The 17,652-nt window shown below is 57.1% G+C and carries 15 protein-coding genes; 8 read left to right on the top strand and 7 right to left on the bottom strand.

The window, feature by feature from the left end; translation table 11 throughout:
* Positions 1 to 3: 3 nt before the first annotated feature.
* From ATI45_RS14625 to ATI45_RS14610, 4 genes are all read right to left on the bottom strand, one after another.
* Positions 4 to 1,212 (bottom strand): CynX/NimT family MFS transporter, encoded by a 1,209-nt coding sequence (locus tag ATI45_RS14625; RefSeq protein WP_098420261.1) that lies wholly within the window; start codon positions 1,210 to 1,212, stop codon positions 4 to 6.
* Positions 1,202 to 1,597, bottom strand: coding sequence for an ectoine synthase (locus tag ATI45_RS14620; protein ID WP_018403276.1), 396 nt, complete (start codon positions 1,595 to 1,597; stop codon positions 1,202 to 1,204). Before ATI45_RS14620 ends, ATI45_RS14625 begins: the two co-directional genes overlap by 11 nt.
* Positions 1,598 to 1,682: 85 nt before the next feature.
* On the bottom strand, positions 1,683 to 3,134 hold the full coding sequence (locus tag ATI45_RS14615) for a GTPase/DUF3482 domain-containing protein (protein ID WP_098420260.1): 1,452 nt from the start codon (positions 3,132 to 3,134) through the stop codon (positions 1,683 to 1,685).
* Positions 3,131 to 4,582 (bottom strand): DUF2868 domain-containing protein, encoded by a 1,452-nt coding sequence (locus tag ATI45_RS14610; RefSeq protein ID WP_098420258.1) that lies wholly within the window; start codon positions 4,580 to 4,582, stop codon positions 3,131 to 3,133. Before ATI45_RS14610 ends, ATI45_RS14615 begins: the two co-directional genes overlap by 4 nt.
* A gap of 87 nt (positions 4,583 to 4,669) precedes the next feature.
* On the opposite strand from ATI45_RS14610, the gene ATI45_RS14605 reads away from it, so the two are divergent.
* Positions 4,670 to 5,029, top strand: a complete 360-nt coding sequence (locus ATI45_RS14605; RefSeq protein WP_098420256.1) for a DUF6164 family protein — start codon at positions 4,670 to 4,672, stop codon at positions 5,027 to 5,029.
* Positions 5,030 to 5,053: 24 nt separating this feature from the next.
* On the opposite strand, the gene ATI45_RS14600 is transcribed toward ATI45_RS14605, so the two are convergent.
* Positions 5,054 to 5,977 carry an alpha/beta hydrolase gene (locus ATI45_RS14600; protein ID WP_098420254.1) on the bottom strand — a complete coding sequence of 308 codons (924 nt, stop codon included), beginning with the start codon at positions 5,975 to 5,977 and terminating at the stop codon, positions 5,054 to 5,056.
* Between the two features lie 251 nt (positions 5,978 to 6,228).
* Here ATI45_RS14600 and ATI45_RS14595 point away from each other — a divergent pair, with 251 nt between their 5' ends.
* From ATI45_RS14595 to ATI45_RS14580, 4 genes are all read left to right on the top strand, one after another.
* Positions 6,229 to 7,008, top strand: a complete 780-nt coding sequence (locus tag ATI45_RS14595; RefSeq protein ID WP_098420253.1) for a 3-hydroxybutyrate dehydrogenase — start codon at positions 6,229 to 6,231, stop codon at positions 7,006 to 7,008.
* Between the two features lie 305 nt (positions 7,009 to 7,313).
* Positions 7,314 to 8,585, top strand: a complete 1,272-nt coding sequence (gene iscB / locus ATI45_RS14590) for an RNA-guided endonuclease IscB (protein WP_098420251.1) — start codon at positions 7,314 to 7,316, stop codon at positions 8,583 to 8,585.
* A 55-nt stretch (positions 8,586 to 8,640) separates the two neighbouring features.
* Positions 8,641 to 10,647, top strand: coding sequence for an acetoacetate--CoA ligase (locus ATI45_RS14585; RefSeq protein ID WP_098421772.1), 2,007 nt, complete (start codon positions 8,641 to 8,643; stop codon positions 10,645 to 10,647).
* 196 nt (positions 10,648 to 10,843) lie between these two features.
* Positions 10,844 to 13,084, top strand: coding sequence for an NADP-dependent isocitrate dehydrogenase (locus tag ATI45_RS14580; protein WP_098420250.1), 2,241 nt, complete (start codon positions 10,844 to 10,846; stop codon positions 13,082 to 13,084).
* A gap of 120 nt (positions 13,085 to 13,204) precedes the next feature.
* Here ATI45_RS14580 and ybaK read toward each other — a convergent pair whose 3' ends face one another.
* Entirely contained in the window at positions 13,205 to 13,675 is a 471-nt protein-coding gene (ybaK, locus tag ATI45_RS14575) for a Cys-tRNA(Pro) deacylase (RefSeq protein ID WP_098420248.1), read from the bottom strand.
* Positions 13,676 to 14,294: 619 nt separating this feature from the next.
* On the opposite strand from ybaK, the gene ATI45_RS14570 reads away from it, so the two are divergent.
* The 3 genes from ATI45_RS14570 (at position 14,295) to ATI45_RS14560 (ending at position 17,130) form a co-directional block, all read left to right on the top strand.
* Positions 14,295 to 14,696 (top strand): PA2779 family protein, encoded by a 402-nt coding sequence (locus ATI45_RS14570; RefSeq protein ID WP_098421771.1) that lies wholly within the window; start codon positions 14,295 to 14,297, stop codon positions 14,694 to 14,696.
* 10 nt (positions 14,697 to 14,706) lie between these two features.
* On the top strand, positions 14,707 to 15,675 hold the full coding sequence (locus ATI45_RS14565) for a PA2778 family cysteine peptidase (RefSeq protein ID WP_098420246.1): 969 nt from the start codon (positions 14,707 to 14,709) through the stop codon (positions 15,673 to 15,675).
* A gap of 156 nt (positions 15,676 to 15,831) precedes the next feature.
* Complete coding sequence (locus ATI45_RS14560; RefSeq protein WP_179888077.1) at positions 15,832 to 17,130, top strand: serine hydrolase domain-containing protein; 1,299 nt, start codon at positions 15,832 to 15,834, stop codon at positions 17,128 to 17,130.
* 24 nt (positions 17,131 to 17,154) lie between these two features.
* On the opposite strand, the gene ATI45_RS14555 is transcribed toward ATI45_RS14560, so the two are convergent.
* On the bottom strand, positions 17,155 to 17,499 hold the full coding sequence (locus ATI45_RS14555; protein ID WP_098420245.1) for a hypothetical protein: 345 nt from the start codon (positions 17,497 to 17,499) through the stop codon (positions 17,155 to 17,157).
* Positions 17,500 to 17,652 lie beyond the last annotated feature (153 nt).

Genomic DNA, 17,652 nt, shown 5'->3' with positions numbered 1-17,652 from the left:
TTTTTATGAGCTGCGTTCCAGCTTCAGGTTGAACGCGATGGGTAATACCAGCACGCCGTAGGCGATCATCACCCAAAAAGCGTGGCGGATATCGCCGCTGGCGTCTGACACCAAACCGCCGATCATCGGCACAACGAAGGCCACGGTATAACCCACCAGAAAGTTACCCGCCGACAGGCGCCCAGTTTCGGCCGAGGACACCAACAGCGGCGGCACGGCCACCATCAAGATCAGCAGAAGGCCGGCGGTGAAGCTCATAAAGGTAGCGCTGATAATGCCAGACCATCCGGGCATCAGCACGGCGCCGACGGCTCCCAGCAGGCTTAGAATCAGCACGATAATCAGAGGGCTTTTGCGCCCTACCCAAAAGCGCGCCATTTTAAGCATCAGAAGAGACGCCACCACTTGCGCAAAGTTGTACCAGAACAGGGCATCGGTGAGCTGATCCAGTTCACCACGCTGTTCTAGCAGGTTGCTCATGTACGCGTTGAAACCGAAAAATAATGAGCTGGATACGCCTAGCAGCAGGCCAATTCGCAGCGTTAGCGGATTGCTCCAATCTGGTAGCCAGGCCACTTTGCGGGTGGGCCGCGCCAGATCTCGCTTGGGTAGGAAAAGCGCTGCAGCCACCAGCAGGGCCGGAAGCGACCAGGCAATCAAGGTAGCGCGCCAGCTTTCGCCCACCAGCGGCATAATCACCGGCAGGGTTATCCCGGCGCCGATGAACTCGCCCATCAGCATGCCGTTCATGTAAATTGCCGCGCCCATGGCCATATGGTGGGGCGCCAGCCAACGCGGCAGCAGCGCAGGCAGCGCCGGTTGCATCATGGCAATGCCCAGGCCCATAACGGCGCCTGCGACCATCAACAACGCGGTGTCCGGAGCCAGGCCACGGGCGGCAGATCCGATGGTCATGATCAGTATGGCCAGCGCCAGAGTATTGCGCGGGCCGATGCGGGAAATAGCCAGGGAACCGGGCATGGCGCCAATGGCCAGCATCAGAATAGGTAAGGTGGTCAATGCGCCGGTCAGGGTTTGAGACAGCGAAAGTTCGTCGGCAATGTACGGTGCTAAAGGTGGCGCCACCAGAATGGGTATGCGCAGGTAAGCACCGGCCAGCCAAAGTAAAACCGCCACCGGGAGCAGGGTAGCAGCCGGTGGCGGTAGGGTGCTGCTGTGTTCAACAGCAGCGGGTGTTGAATTAGTCTTCACTGGTATCCGGCAGGTAGGCACCGTCTTCGTCGTGTACTTCCTGGCCGGTAACGGGCGGGTTGAACGAGCAGATCAGACGCATGTCTTCGGTTCCGCCAAACAGGATGTGCTTGTCGTGCTTGTCCAAAGCGTAAAGTGTGCCATCAGTAATTTTGTGGTTTTCACCGGTGGCAACGTCGGTGATGGAACCATTGCCAGCTACGCAATAAACCGCTTCCAGGTGATGCTTGTACCAGAATGTGTGTTCGGAGCCGGCTTTGATGATGGTTTCATGGAATGAAAAGCCCATACCGTCTTTTTTTAGCAGCAAACGGCGGCTGGTCCATTGCTGGGCGCTGACTTCGCGTTCGGTGCCAATAATGTCTTTAACTCGTACAATTTTCATTAGTATTCCTCACGTTAGAGTAGCGCGGCCGGGTAATTATCAGAGTGCGCTGTTATGGAATAGCCCTATAGTATAAACACCCCTGTCATATACTTTTCAACTCCCAGTCGTTGTATGCCTTCATAGCGTGGGTGATCACCTGCCCCAGTTTGTGCTGATCACTAGGGTCTGAGACCTTACCTTTTCGGGCTTTTTCCAGAGCCCGATGCAAGATGTTGCGATCCTGTTTTGACAAGCCTTCCAACCAGTGGCTGTCGGTGGCACCAAGCGCGAGCGGCGCCCGTCCAGCGTGGTTTCGGTGGCTTACATGCCACCAGTGATTCAGCGCCCTGCCCAACACCACATAGCCAAACTGGGTGTCTGGCACCGGGCCGAAGCTGGCGGTTTTTACACCGTCGCGCAGAGGCCCTATCTTCAGTGTAGGCAATGGCAGGCGGTCGCCGTAAAAATAACTACCGGCAGCGCCGATTATGCCGCCGATCAGGGCGCCGGTGCCAAATGATGCACCTAACGTTAGTGCATCAATACCAACACCCCCAACAGCACCAGCACCGAAACCGGCCCCCGCCAGGTAGCCTTTGTTCACGCCCCAGAGCTGGCGGCTGTCTTCGGAAAACAGGTCGTGTTCACTTTGCCATTCCAGCTCGGCTTCCTGACGCTGCAGCTGGCCGTGCTGGTACAACTGCTGAACCTCGCCGCGCAGTTGCTGTTCACGCTGGCGCTGATGCTGATACCAGCTCTTGCGCAGTTCGGAGGCAAGGGCGTCTTTGTTCTGGCTAGAGGCACTGGCAGCCAGGTCCTCTTTTAGGCCTTCTGCCAAGCTGCGGCTGTGGCGGTATCCCATCATCTGCCGCAGGGTTTGCGCAATCAGCGTGGCGGCTTGTTGCCTGCGCTGCTGGCGCTGGCGATCCAGAAATCCGGTGGCGGTTTCCAGGGGTTTTTCCCAGGCCGGTTCGAGCTGGCCGAAAGCTCGTAAAAGACTTAGGTGTTGCTCGAAAGGTGCACGAACAGCATCGAACTTGCGCACAATCTGAAAGAATTGCCCCAGTGCCGCCTGCCAGGTGTCGCCGTAATCTTCATCACCAATGCTGTTGATCAGCGCCAGGCTGGGGCGCCCGGTCCAGCGCAATATGGTCATCTCTGCTTCGTGCTGCGGGCTGTATGGCACCGAACCGTCCACCACGTAAATAATGCCGGCGCCTTCGATTAATGGCGCCAGCAGTTCGCATTCGTCGCTGAACTGCGAATTACCGCGATGCTGGGTAACAAACGCGGCTACCGTGGCGGCTCGGTCTGAGGCAGAAACGCTGTGAGCTTCCAGCCACTCAAGTACCCGTCGCGGGCGTTGAAAGCCTGGCGTGTCCACCAGGGTGTAAAGCACTTGGCCGTCTACCTGTAACGGGTAGGCGTGGCTGCGGCGGGTGGTGCCAGGTTCCAGGGCAATAGCGATGGCGTCATTTTGGGACAATGTCGCGACGATCGAAGATTTGCCTTTGTTAGGGTGGCCCACCACTGCAAATACCGGAGCCTGATTCATGAATGCGACAGTCCTGTGGTGATGGCAATATCTCCGACTGTAACAAAACCTGGCGGGCAGCGTTCTGCAAAACGTAACCAGGGTTGTAGCTGGCGGTCTGTAGCGGTGGCGGATGGCTCCCGAGTTTCGGCCGCTAATGGCAGCAAACAAACCCGGCTGCCGGCAGGCCAGCTCTGGCGCGCGCTGGTCAAAAAGTCCAGCAGCTCGCCCGTGGGCGGCTCCCAGCTGCGCACCAGCATAAGGGCGGTGACTGCATCGCTGTTGGCAGCCAGTTGGGCAATTGCCTGCTGGTCCTGGCTGAGGCTCGCCAGGCCGCCAACATCGAGCGCCGGGCCTGGGCAGATAGCGGCCAGAGCCGCGGGCAGTGTTTGTTTGTCAGTGACGGTTCCCGCGCCGGCCCAGCTCAGCAGCTGCGCTTTTTCCGGAAGCGGCTGCAATAGGGTATTGTGCCGGGTGTCGGGCAAGTCGCTTGCGTCATTGTGACCGGCGCCGGTATCCAGCACCGGTGTTGCCATGCGTTCGCGCAGGGCGCTCAGCCCCGGGTGGCGCAGTAACAATTGGCGCGCTCGCAAACGTACCAGCGCGCTTGCCAGCAGGCGCAGCAACAGGCGTGGCAACACAACCCACACCAACCACAGCATACTGATAAACGGCCACCACTGGCCCCAGCGTGCCGGTGTGAGTGCGGTGTTGGTGCCGGCGCGAAAAAACCGGGTGGCTTCCACCAGTGCCGGGTCTGGTACCGCGGCCGGCCATAGCCATGCCCAAGGCTTGGCCAGGGCGCTGGTGAGTTGGTGATAGCCGCTGGCGGCGGTATTCAGGGTGGTGCTCCAGCCGAACGCCAGATCTTGAGTCACCACCATCGCCAGTAGGGTCAGTAAAGCCGCCACCGCAAAACTGAGCCCGCCGCCCTGGGCAGCCCGCGCCATAAGAGCGGGCTGCAGTGGCTGCAAGGCCGGGTCGGAAGCAGGCATACAGCGGTTCAGCAGTGGTCGCCAGGGTTGCCAGCCCATCACCGACTGCAGGCTGGTCAGCAGCGCCAGCAGCAGTTGCAGAGCCACAAAACCAATAATCACGGTCACGTTAATGCGCTGGCCACCGTCGTAAAACAACAGGCCGGCCATGGTGATAATACCCAGCACCGCGCCCATCGCTATAAAACCGCTGTTGATCCGCTGCCAGCGTTGCTCTGTGGATTGGCCAGCGCCTGCTGATTGCTCGCAGCTGTTGTCAAAGCGCCCTAGCCAGGCCAGCCAGTGTGCCGGGTCACTTGGGCTGTTGTGCTCTTCGCAGTTCAGCGCAAACTTCCGGTCGCGACGATGAATAAAGTCTGATGTTTGCTGACCATCCCGCTGAATCTGGGCGTCGAAATCCATCAACAGGCGAAGAGGCTGTTTGGTGATGGACGTCTTGGTCATTGACGGTTTTGACGCTGACTGCTTTACCATGGAATAACCCGTTGATGAATTCGGCGCTTCCTGCTTTGGTGCTAGGATATAGCCAAGGTCGCCACCGACCAACCCCAACGAGGTTCCATGCCCCACCATTTAATGAATTTACGCCATGTGCCCGACGACGAAGCAGACGACATTCGTGATCTGTTCGAGCGTGAAAAAGTGCGCTATTACGAAACGCCGCCCAGTTTTTGGGGCATCAGTATGGGCGGTTTCTGGGTTCACGATGACGACGAAGCCGAGCGGGCGCGACAATTACTTGCAGGCTATCAGCAGCAGCGCCAAACCCAACAGCAGTTGGAATGGCAGGAGCGTGTGGCCCGGGGCGAAACCGGCTACGGCAGTATGCTGTCGCGCCACCCACTGCGAATGCTGGCGGCAATTATCGCATTAGGGGTAATTGTGGGCGTTAGCCTGTTGCCCTACCTGCGAATGGGTTAATACTTAATAAAAAAGCCAAACACGTCACTGGCTGGCCTCGGGCATCTGCTGACGCGCTAGAAATTTCAGGCCCTGCTCTACGGCATTGCTGCCGGTCAGAAAACTGGTGATATGGCCACGCAAGTTCAGCTTCAGCAGGCCGCTGTCCACGCCCTTTTGCAACAAAGCCTGATGAAAACTTTCAGCCTGGGAAAACGGCACCAGTGAATCCATGCCGCCGTGAAACAGAAAAAACGGTGGTGTTTGCGGAGTTATGTGAGTGATGGGCGAAGCAATGCGATAGGTTTCAGGTATCTGTTGTTTGTTGGCGCCCAGAAACTGAAACAGTAGCTTGCCCGAATTAAACCTGGTCAAATCCGCTGGTGTGCCGCCGGCGACCACCGCTTGAAGCTGGGTGTTTGCGCCGCCGTAAGGCTGATTGAGATCGCTATCACTGCTGGCAACCACCGCCAGCAGTGCAATCAGGTGCGCACCCGATGAAAACCCGAAACCGCTGACCCGCTGGGTATCCAGGCCATAGCGCGAACCGTTGGTGGCCAGCCACTGGCGGGCTACCTGCAAGTCGTGCAACTGGGCGGGAAAGGTGTATTCGGGCGCAAACCGGTAGGCAATGTTGAACACCGCAAAACCGTGGCCGGCGAGTTCTTCGGCAATCCACACCATGTCCGCCGGCGAACGGCTGTTCCAGCCACCCCCGTGCACCATCAGTACGACCGGGCTGGGGCCATTTTGCTGGGGCAAATATAAGTCGCCGGTCAGTGTCTGGGGCCAGTTTTCCGGGGTGTATACCAAGCCTTCTATCACGTCATATTCGGTGGTTTTCGGCTCTGGTCCGGTCAGGTTTTCCACGCCGGAGTAATGGCTACAGCCTGGCAATGACGCCAGCGCTGTGAGCAGAAAAATGGATGCGCCCAGTATTTTTCTGGGATAACCGGCGGCGTGGGACATGGCGTGAAAACTCCTTTTCGTAAAATATTCAGCTTAGTATGAACTTTAGCCCGTGACGCTCTTTAATACGTTGTTGCAGTGTAATAGGCCATTCTGCTGGCGCCATCACAGTCGGTTTGCTCCTTGAGAAAGCCGGCCATATACTCCGGCAGTGTATTTGGCACTCGAGTTTTCACCACGCACGACATGAGCCCCGCCGGTTCCGTTTTCAAGGTTTGTGTTAACAACTCTCATTCAAAGGAGGCAGCGCTATGCGCCTGCACAATCGCATTGCCCTGATTACCGGTGCAGGCCGTGGTATTGGCCGCGCCATCGCTGAACACTATGCCCGCGAAGGCGCCCGAGTGGCCGTGGCCGATCTGGATTACGACACGGCGCAGGAAGTAGCTGAAATCATCAACAGCGCCGGTGGAAGTGCCATGGCACTGGCCATGGATGTTACCGACGAACAGGCCGTGGAGCAGGGTGTTAACTCGGTGGTCGAAGCTTGGGGTGGCCTGGACATTGTGCTGGCCAACGCCGGCATACAACACATTGCGCCACTGGATAAGCTGAGCTTTAAAGACTGGCGACAGGTAATGAGCGTGCACCTGGACGGCGCGTTTCTGCTGACTCGTTCTGCGCTGCAAACCATGTACGCCAAAGGTGGCGGTACAATCCTGTATATGGGCTCGGTACACTCGTTAGAAGCATCACCGATGAAAGCCCCTTATGTGGCTGCAAAACATGGCATGCTGGGTTTGTGCCGCGCGGTGGCCAAAGAAGGCGCCGAATACGGTGTGCGCAGTAATATTATCTGCCCCGGATTTGTGCGCACGCCGCTGGTGGACAAGCAGATTCCCGAGCAAGCACAGGCTTTGGGCATATCCGAGGAAGACGTAATTTCTAAGGTAATGTTGAAAAACACCGTAGACGGAGAGTTCACAACTCTGGCGGACGTGTCAGAACTTGCCGTGCACCTGGCGGCCTTCCCGTCAGCGGCGCTAACGGGGCAATCTATTGTGGTCAGCCACGGCTGGCACATGCAGTAAGAAAACGGAGTAACGGGTCAACTACCCCGCCCTGAAGGACGGGGCTTGTAGGGAACACCCTGCAAGCCAGGTTGACCAGGGAAAGCGGACACCAACCCGCTACGTTTATCACAGGTCGCTAAGACCCACCGCCGAATGCTTCCTCAGTTCGGCGCTCTGGAAGACTGGGGTCACGCTGGCGAAAGGTAAAGCACCGAAGGTTTCAGTTGCCGCGCAAGCGGGAGCCGGTGGTAGACATTCCCGAGGGGAGAGAGGCTTCGGCCTCCGTCACAAGGCCCGTAAGGGCATTCATTGAAAGGAAAACGATGTCGGTCTTCGTACTGGATAGACGCAAGCAACCACTAATGCCGTGCTCGGAAAAGCGCTCACGGCTTTTGCTCGGCCGTGGTCGAGCCTTGGTGGTGCGTGCGTATCCGTTTACGATCCGGCTGAAAGACCGTGCCGGTGGCATCACACAGCCGGTCCGTATCAAGATCGATCCCGGCAGCAAAACCAGCGGGATTGCAGTGGTTCGAGAAAGCGGCCAGAAGCAACACGTTCTGGTGTTAATGGAGTTGGCCCATCGCGGTCGTCAGATCAGCAAGTCACTGGAGCAACGCAGGGCGTTCCGTCGCCGGCGTCGCAACCAGCTGCGTTACCGGGCACCCAGATTCTTGAATCGGCTTCGATCTCTGGTGCCGGTTGTGTCTATCAGCCAAGAGCTGGTTCGATTCGATACGCAAAAGATGGAAAACCCGGAAGTCAGCGGTGTCGAATATCAGCAGGGCACCTTGCTCGGCTACGAGGTCCGCGAATACCTTCTGGAGAAGTGGGGGCGCGAGTGCGCTTATTGCACCGACAAAGACACCCCACTGCAAATTGAGCATATCGACCCAAAAGCCAACGGTGGTTCGAGTCGCATCAGCAACCTGACATTGGCGTGCCGGCCGTGCAACCAAGAGAAAGGCAGGCAGCCTCTGGCTGATTTCTTTGCATCGTCCAAGCGGCTGAAGAACCACCAGGCCAGGCTGGATCGCATCCTCAAACAGTGCAAAAAGCCCTTAAGAGACGCTTCAGCGGTCAACTCCGCCCGGTGGACTCTATATCAGACACTGAAGCAGACGGGCCTGCCGGTTGAAGTGGGTACCGGCGGCCGCACCAAGTTCAATCGCTGTCGATTGCGCATTCCAAAGACACACGCGCTGGATGCGGCTTGCGTCGGAGAAGTCGAGATCGTAGAGGGTTGGGACGTTCCAACCTTGGCAATCAAAGCCACTGGGCGCGGCAGTTATAAACGCACACGCTTAACAAAGCACGGCTTCCCCCGCGGTTACCTGATGCGCCAGAAGAAAGTCCAAGGGTTTCAGACTGGCGACAGGGTGCGAGCCATTGTGCCGACAGGCACGAAAGCTGGCACCTGGCTAGGCAGGGTTGCCGTTCGCAAGACCGGCAGTTTCAACATCCAGACATCGGGCGGTGCCATACAAGGCGTCTCATATCGGCATTGCACATTAACCCAACGAGCGGATGGCTACGGCTATCACATCCAACCCAACCAACCAAAGGAGGAGGGAGACAGGGAAAACGAGTCGCGCTGAGGCACGACGCGCTATCCCTCCCCGACCTGAAGGACGGGGTATCTCGCGCAAAATGATGAATAACAACGAACAATCCCCGGTAGTCTGGTCTCCTTCTGACACCGTCCTAAAAGACAGCCAGATGGGGCGCTTTCAACACTGGCTGGAAGGTCTGGGTTACGGCCCCTTTGTAGATTATCACGCTCTGCACCAGTGGTCGGTGACCGATCTGGACGGTTTCTGGAAAGCTGTTTGGGATTACTGCGGACTGATCAGCCACACGCCCGCGCAACAGATATTGGGCAAGCGTGACATGCCCGGCGCCGAATGGTTTCCGGGTATGACCCTGAACTTCGCCGCCAACCTGCTGCGCCACGCTGAAAGCGAACACGCCAACAGCGAAGCCATTGTTGCCTTCTGCGAAACCCGCCCGGTACTGCGTTGCACCTATACCGAACTGCGTGCCGACGTGGGCGCCCTGGAAGCCTATCTGTGCAGCCAGGGCGTTACCAAAGGCGACCGGGTTGCCGGTATTGTTACCAACGGCTACGAAGCCATGGTAGGCATGCTGGCGGCCACCAGCATGGGCGCCGTGTGGAGTTCAGCGTCGCCGGATTTCGGCATTGGCGCCATTCTGGACCGTTTCGGCCAGATTGAACCAACCGCGCTGATTGCCGTGAACGGCTACGGCTACGGTGGCAAAGTATTCCAGCGCCAGCAGGAATTTACCCAATTGATCAGCGGCCTGCCCTCACTGAAGTGCGTGGTCAGCGTGCCGCAGCTGCCAGACGCACCGGCCATCGAAGGCCCTTTGGTCAGCGACTGGCACGACGCCATTGCAGCCGGCGCAGGCAAACAGCCGTCGTTCACTCCGGTGGCCCCGGATCACCCTGTGTATATCCTGTATTCCTCTGGCACCACCGGCAAACCCAAGTGCATCGTACACGGCACCGCTGGCCTGCTGGTTAACCACGCTAAAGAATTGATGCTGCACGGCGATGTCGGCAGCGGCGACCGTTTCATGTATTTCACCACCTGCGGCTGGATGATGTGGAACTGGCAGGCATCTGCCCTGCTGACAGGAGCAGCGGTGATCACCGTAGACGGCTCGCCAGGTTATCCCAGCCTGAACATGCTGTGGCAAACCGTAGCCGACGAAAAAGTCACCCACTTTGGCACCAGCGCCCGCTTCCTGGCCGGCTGCCGCAAAGACGGCATGACCCCGGCTAAGGATCTGGATCTAAGCGCTCTCAGAGTCGTGTTCTCAACCGGCTCGCCGCTGCTGCCAGAAGACTACGACTGGATGTACATAGATGGCGCACCGGGTGCCCTGTTAGGCTCCATCGCCGGCGGCACCGACATCTGCGGCTGCTTTGTAGGCTCCACACCTTTACTGCCCGTACGCCGCGGCGAAATACAATGTCGCCTTTTGGGCGTAGACGCCGCCGCCTTTGACGACAACGGCCAATCCGTAAGCTCCGGCCGCGGTGAACTGGTGTGCCGCCAGCCCCTGCCGTCTATGCCCGTCAGTTTCTGGGACGACCCAGGCGGCGAACGCTATCGTAACGCCTACTTCGACACCTTCGCCAATTCTGCGCCCGGCGTGTGGGCCCACGGCGACTTCATCGAATTCACCGAACACGGCGGCGCTATCATCTACGGCCGCTCTGACGCCACTCTAAACCCCGGTGGCGTTCGCATCGGCACCGCAGAAATCTATCGGCAGGTAGAAACGGAAGCTGCCATAAAAGACAGCCTGGTGGTTGGCCGACAGATAGAAGGCGACGTAGAAGTGGTGTTGCTGGTGGTTCTGGCCGACGGCGAAACCCTGAACGAAGAACTGCTAAAACGCCTGAAAACCCAAATCCACAAAGGCGCCAGCCCCCGCCACGTACCCCGCCACATCATTCCCGTGTCGGACGTCCCCTACACCCGCAGCGGCAAAAAGGTAGAACTCGCTGTAGCCCGCCTCATCAACGGCTCTGCCCGTAGCGACAACCGCGACGCCTTGGCCAATCCGGAAGCGTTGGATGCTATTCAGGCGTGTTTGCAGGAAGCAGGGTTGTTGCCGCAGGAAGGTTAAATCGGGGCCGGCCCCATCAAGGCGACACCACCAAAATCCGCCCTTATACTAAGATCTTAGCCGCAATTACCAAAAAAATGTTATCGTAGCAGGTCTAATAAAAGCCACCAACCAGTCACAGCCAGAGCCAGAGGTGCCCAGCACAGCTGGCGGCCGTGGCCGTCCTGAATCCACCCTTTATAGCTCGAGGACGAACATGACAGAGTCAATAACCAAAATTATCTACACACTGACCGACGAAGCGCCAGCGCTTGCCACCCGGTCACTGTTGCCAATCCTGGAAACCTACGCTAAGCCGGCCGGTATTCATTTTGAAACCAGCGATATCTCATTGGCAGCCCGCATCCTGGCCAACTTCCCGGATTACCTCGCAGAAGACCAGCGAGTGCCCGATGCCCTGGCCGAACTGGGTGAATACACCAAAGACCCCAACGCCAACATCATCAAACTGCCGAACATTTCTGCTTCTATTCCGCAGCTGCGCTCTGCCATCAAAGAGCTGAACAAGCAGGGTTATAAAGTCCCGGAATACAAAGAAAACCCGCAGACCGACGAAGAAAAAGACGCCACCTCCCGCTATGGCAAAGTACTGGGCAGCGCTGTAAACCCGGTATTGCGTGAAGGCAACTCTGACCGCCGTGCTCCGGCCGCGGTAAAAGCCTTTGCCCGCAAATACCCGCACTCTATGGGCGAGTGGAGCCCGGCATCGCGCACCCACGTAGCGCACATGAAAGGCGGCGATTTCTACTCCTCAGAGCAGTCCGTCACCCTGGACAAGGCCACCAACAGCCGCATCGTGTTCGAGAACAAGAAAGGCGAACAGACCGTGCTGAAAGCCGAACTGCCGCTGCTGGACGGCGAAGTGCTCGACGGCATGAACATGAGCAAAAAAGCGCTGTGTGCATTCTTCGAAGCGGCCATTAAAGACTGTGAAGACACCGGCGTGATGTTCTCGCTGCATGTCAAAGCCACCATGATGAAAATCTCCCACCCGATCGTGTTTGGTCACGCGGTGAAGATTTACTACAAAGAGCTGTTTGACCAGTTTGGCGACGTGTTTGACGAGATCGGCGTAAACCCGAACAACGGTTTGTCATCCGTGCTCGAGAAAATCAAGCTGCTGCCAGAGTCAAAGCAGGAAGAAATTCAGGAAACATTGCACAAAACCTACGAGCACCGCCCGGAAATCGCCATGGTGGACTCGGTCAAAGGTATCACCAATCTGCACATGCCCAGTGACATTATCGTAGACGCCTCCATGCCTGCGATGATCCGTAACTCCGGCAAGATGTGGGCCCGTGATGGTAAGCTGAAAGACACCAAGGCGGTCATGCCAGAGTCGACTTACGCCACTATCTACCAGGAAGCTATCAACTTCTGCAAAACCAACGGCGCGTTTGACCCGACCACCATGGGCACAGTGCCAAATGTGGGCCTGATGGCGCAGAAAGCCGAAGAATACGGTTCCCACGACAAAACGTTTGAAATCCAAGAAGACGGTATTGTGCGCGTAATCACTGAAGACGGCACGGTATTGACAGAGCACAACGTCGAGAAGGGCGACATCTGGCGCGCGTGCCAGACCAAAGATCTGCCCATCCGTGACTGGGTCAAACTGGCCGTTAACCGTGCCCGCGCTACCGGCATGCCGGCTGTGTTCTGGCTGGACGACGAACGCGCCCACGACGCCCAGCTGATCGAGAAGGTAAACACTTATCTGAAAGACCACGACACCGATGGCCTGGACATCCGCATCATGTCGCCAGTACGTGCTATTCGCTGGACCATGGAGCGCCTGATCCGCGGCCTGGATACCATCTCGGTAACCGGCAACGTGTTGCGTGACTACCTGACGGACCTGTTCCCGATTCTGGAGCTGGGCACCAGCGCGAAAATGCTGTCCGTCGTACCGCTGCTGAACGGCGGTGGCTTGTATGAAACCGGTGCTGGCGGTTCTGCGCCCAAGCACGTGCAACAGCTGGTTGAAGAAAACCACCTGCGCTGGGATTCACTGGGTGAGTTCCTGGCCATTGCGGTATCGCTGGACGAGCTGGGTGCAAAGCACAACAACCACCGTGCACGCCTGCTGGGCCGAACCCTGGATAAAGCGACCGAAACCCTGTTGGAAAACAACCAGTCTCCGTCGCGCTCTACCGGCGAGCTAGATAACCGTGGCAGCCACTTCCACCTGGCTCATTACTGGGCACAGGAACTGGCCGCGCAGGACGAAGACAAGGAATTGAAAACCTTCTTCGCCAAGCTGGCAGAAAAGCTGGGAGCCAACCAAGACAAGATTCTTGAAGAACTGAGAGTGATTCAAGGCAAAGCAGTAAACTTGGGTGGTTACTACCACGCGCCCGCAGGAAAAGTGAACGAAGTGATGCAGCCCAGCGCAACGCTGAACAAGCTGATGGAAGAAGCCCGCGCTTCGGTTTAACACCCTTGGTGTGGCAGCGGCCCGGTCAATAACCCGAGCCGCTGAATTGAAAAACCCGCAAAACGGTCACCGTCTTGCGGGTTTTTTTATGGGTAGAGATTTTACCCAGTCAGTCGGGCATCACTCCTGACGCAACGCCACAAAATGCCCCTGGGTGAGCGCAGCCAGATCTTCCGGTGCCAGCTCAATTTCAAGGCCTCGCCGACCGGCGCTGACATGAATCCTTTCGAACAGCTGCGCTGACTCGTCAATGAACGTCGTCAGCGGCCGTTTTTGCCCCAGCGGGCTAACCCCACCCAGAACATAACCACTGCTGCGCTGTACCTGCTGCTTGTCTGCCATACTGGCTTTTTTGCCGTTCGCTGCTTTGGCAATCAGCTTCATACTGAGCATGGCATTCACCGGTACAATGGCCACCACTAAAGTCCTGGTATCCACCGCCACTACCAGAGTCTTGAACACGCAGGCCGGATTCAGACCGAGCTTCTCAGCGGCTTCGGTGCCATAGCCAGTGCTGGCTGGGTCGTGGTGATACTGATGTACCTGGTGTTCAATGCCCGCCTCGCGGGCGACATCAATAGCAGGGGTCATGCCGCTTCCGTTATTCGATCTGTCTATTATCCAATCTGTCTGTTGTCTGATCTTTCTATTGTCAGAAATCTCTAAGATTAGAGCTCTCTATTATCAGAGCTTTTTAGTTTCCCAACACATTGGTGTCACCTTTTTTCGATTTTTTGGCCGCTTTCTTTTCTTTTGCGGTCAAAAGCGGTTTCTTTTTCTCAGCTTTTTTACTGTCTTGTCCTTTGCTCATGTCTATTGCCTCTAGCCACAACTGATTGACCCAAAATTCAGTATGGCCCCAATTACGAATAACTGGAAGTACAGAACGGGGTGCTGAAGAAAGATACGAAGTGCCGACCATCCCAAGACGCTAACCCGAAGCCCGTTGGGTTTTTTTTCAGTCAGGCCGTCCGTTCTGTGTTTGAGCGTCAACGTCTATGGCTGACCCATGACGTAGGGGTGAAGGCGCGATGATTTTCTTACCTGGTGCCGGCCATGGCAAGATTATTAATGGGGCCGGGTGCTAGTTGTGAATAACCTGATTTTAACGGAAACTGTTCCACAAGCGGCTTCACTGTCGTACTGAGTGATCCAAAAAAATACACCGAAACAATACACCGAAACAACAGAAGAACATGAGGAGCAAACCGTGCAGGCAATCAGAGGCTACACGCAATCTATTTCAGGCATTATGGCGATGGTTATGATGTTGGCGTCAATGTGGGCAATACCCGCCTCTGCCAGCATTGTCGGCACCGGCGAATTATTAACAGAGCAGCGTGCCGATATTGACCGCCAGGCCCTGATGCAGATGCTGGAGCGCGATGATGTAAAAGGTACTCTGGCCAGCATGGGTGTTGGAGAACAGGAGGTGCGTGACCGTATTCAAAGCCTAACACCTTCTGAACTGGCGGAATTCAAACAACAGCTGGCGGCGGCTCCGGCTGGTGAAGGCGTTGTCGGAATCGTCGTGCTGTTTTTGCTGGTGTTCATCATCACCGATATGCTTTGCGCCACGGATATCTTCCCGTTCGTCAGATGCCTGCGGTAATGGCTTCAGCATGTTCATTTTTTTACTGAAACCAAGCAGGCTACTTACCGCCGCACTCCTGGGAGTTCTGCTCTCAGGGTGCGCCAACGGGCCGCAGTGGCCAACCGGCTTCGCAAGCGCTGAGCTGACGAACGTGCCATTTCATCCTCAGGAACAGTATCAGTGTGGCCCAGCTTCGTTAGCGATGATGCTGAACGCACAGAATGTGAGAGCCACCCCTGATGAGTTGATCGACCGGGTGTACCTGCCAGAGCGTCAAGGAGCGTTGCAGGTTGAAATGGTCGCCGCTGCACGCCAATACGGCATGCTGGTGTATCCGCTGGAGCCCGACTTAACCAGCGTATTATCCGAAGTGAGCGAAGGCCACCCGGTACTGGTGCTGCAAAACCTGCGGTTCAACTGGTGGCCGCAGTGGCACTTTGCTGTTGTTATCGGTTTTGACAGTGCCCAGGAAGCGTTGATTCTTCACACCGGAACGGAACAGGGCTACCGGCAGAACGTCTCCGTTTTCATGGCGACCTGGAACCGCTCAGGCCGGTGGGCGCGAGTAATAGTGCCGCCGGGCCAAATCCCAATAACCGCACAGCCGTTGCCTTACCTGATGGCCGCCCACGATCTGGAAACCACACAGCAACCTGTTGCAGCGCAATCTGCTTATTTGGCCGCCGCAAAAGCCTGGCCGGATCAGCCCGCTGCGTTATTGGGGCTGGGCAACATTGCCTATCAGCAAGGCCGGTGGGCCGCGGCAGCCGAACACTATCAGGCCATGACCTATCGGTTTCCAGACATTGCATCGGGTTGGAACAACCTCGCCGAAGCGAGGCTGAAGCAAGGTTGTACCGAGGCGGCTGAGGCGGCCTCGACCACCGCGAAGCGGCTGGCCCCAGACCGTTTTTTTGTGATCACCCCGGAATCGTCGGCCCCCAAGTCATCGGATGTCAGCATGACCCGCGATTGCTCGGCACCGTCAGCGTATTAAAAGAAGTTTCACGCTTCGGGTTGTGCACCAGGATTCTTTTGCGCAGCGCCATCTGCTCAGTCGTAATAATTGGTGTATTTTGGGCTAGGCCGTATAACAATTTAATCCACGCGATAAGCGCGCAGCTGCGGCGCCGTGCCCTCATGGAGAAATAACATGCTCAGCCCCATCAACGCACTCACTCGCCGCGCCCTTCACACGTGCAGAGTGCCCAAGGATCTTGCCAGCGTTACCTGCCGTGATACGGCCGGGGAAAATCCTGTGTCTGTAGGGTTGCGACCAGAGTCGGTGGAGCAGGTATGGCGCAGTGTCGAGAGCCTCTACCGTACCGGCGTGCATCCGGGTATCCAGATTTCATTGCGTCACCGGGGCGAGTCGGTGCTGCACCGCGCTATCGGTCATGCCCGCGGTAACGGCCCGGACGACAGCGTTGATACGCCGCGGGTAGCGATGACCACAGACACACCCGTCTGTTATTTCTCTGCGTCGAAAGCGGTGACGGCTTTTTTGATTCACTTGCTGGCTGAACAAAGGTTGGTCAATTTGATGGACCCGGTGGCTTATTATTGCCCGGAATTTGCCCATAACGGCAAGCGCACCATCACCCTGCACCAGATACTGTCCCATCGCGGCGGTATTCCGGCGATTCCCGGTGACACGCCACCCGAGGTGCTGTGGAATCCGGAAGAAGTCTGGCGCCTACTGTGTGAGGAACGGGCGATGCAGGTAGACGGTTCAAAAGTCTTCTATCACGCTATTACCGGCGGATTTGTGCTGCAGCGGGTTCTGGAAACCGTGACCGGCCTGACAATACAGCAGTATCTGGACCGTTATATTCGCAAGCCCATGGAGATGACCTGGTTTACCTATGGCGTTGCAGCGGCGGATTTGACCGTACCGGCGGCTAACTACGCCACGGGCCCGCGGCCTACCTGGCCGGTGTCGCGGGTTGTAAAGCGAGCCCTGGGCGGCGATATCAAATCGGTGGAAGCGGTGACCAATGACCCCCGCTTCCAGCAGGCGGTGATACCTGCCGGCAACTTGTACGGTACCGCCGAGGAAATGGGGCGGTTTTTCCAGATGATGCTCAATGGTGGCGTGTGGAATGGCAAGCGTATCTGCAGCGAGATTACGGTACAGCGCGCAATCCAGCAGTTCGGATCGCTACAACTCGATCGCATCCTGATGCTGCCTATGCGCTTCAGTGCCGGGATGATGCTGGGGGGCGATCCGGTCGGGGTATGGGGGCCAAACAGCCGTTATGCGTTTGGCCACGTGGGGCTCATCAACAAGTTTTGCTGGGCAGATTCGGCGCGGGATATTTCAGTCAGCCTGCTGACCACCGGATTCCCGATTGTGGGCCATCATTTACCGGCGCTGGGAAAATTTCTGTACAAGGTCAGCACAGCGTTTCCGCAATTGCCTGAAGGCCAGCGGGTGCACGTTGGCGTGTAATTTACAGCTGTTTCAGACAGCGTTCTAGAGCGTGCGCAGCTGGTCTTCCAGAATGCCCAGTACAGAAGAAAGAATGTCGCGAAAGTCGGTCAGGGTCTGGGTGCGCTGAATGATCAGTTCGCGGGCTTCGTCCAGGCTCTCGAGTTTTGGCACTATGCGGCGGATGCCCTCGGTGATCACTTCGTAGGGGTAGTGGTGGTCCTGAACGCTGAGTTTGTTCAGCTCGGCCACTTCCTGGCTGAAAATGCTGATGATGTCGTAGAGCATGTCTTTGTGTTCGATACAGCTGGCTTCCCAATAGGCGTCATCGAGCAGTTCCAGTAACGACTGGTATTCGCGCAGGGTATCGGTAACAGAGGTTTGCGGCATGGCTCGGGCTCGGCAAGGGTGATGAATCAGAACACAACCATAGGATTATAGCAGTGGCTGCCGGGCCAAGGGCGTAAATCATAACCCGTCCTGGCGTGAACTAATGAGTGGCCAGACCGGATTAAGAATCTGCTCTTGCAGCTTGTGGCAAAC

This window comes from Marinobacter sp. LV10MA510-1, from assembly GCF_002563885.1.
Classification (GTDB): Bacteria; Pseudomonadota; Gammaproteobacteria; order Pseudomonadales; family Oleiphilaceae; genus Marinobacter.
This window is presented reverse-complemented; position numbering and strand designations above follow the sequence as displayed.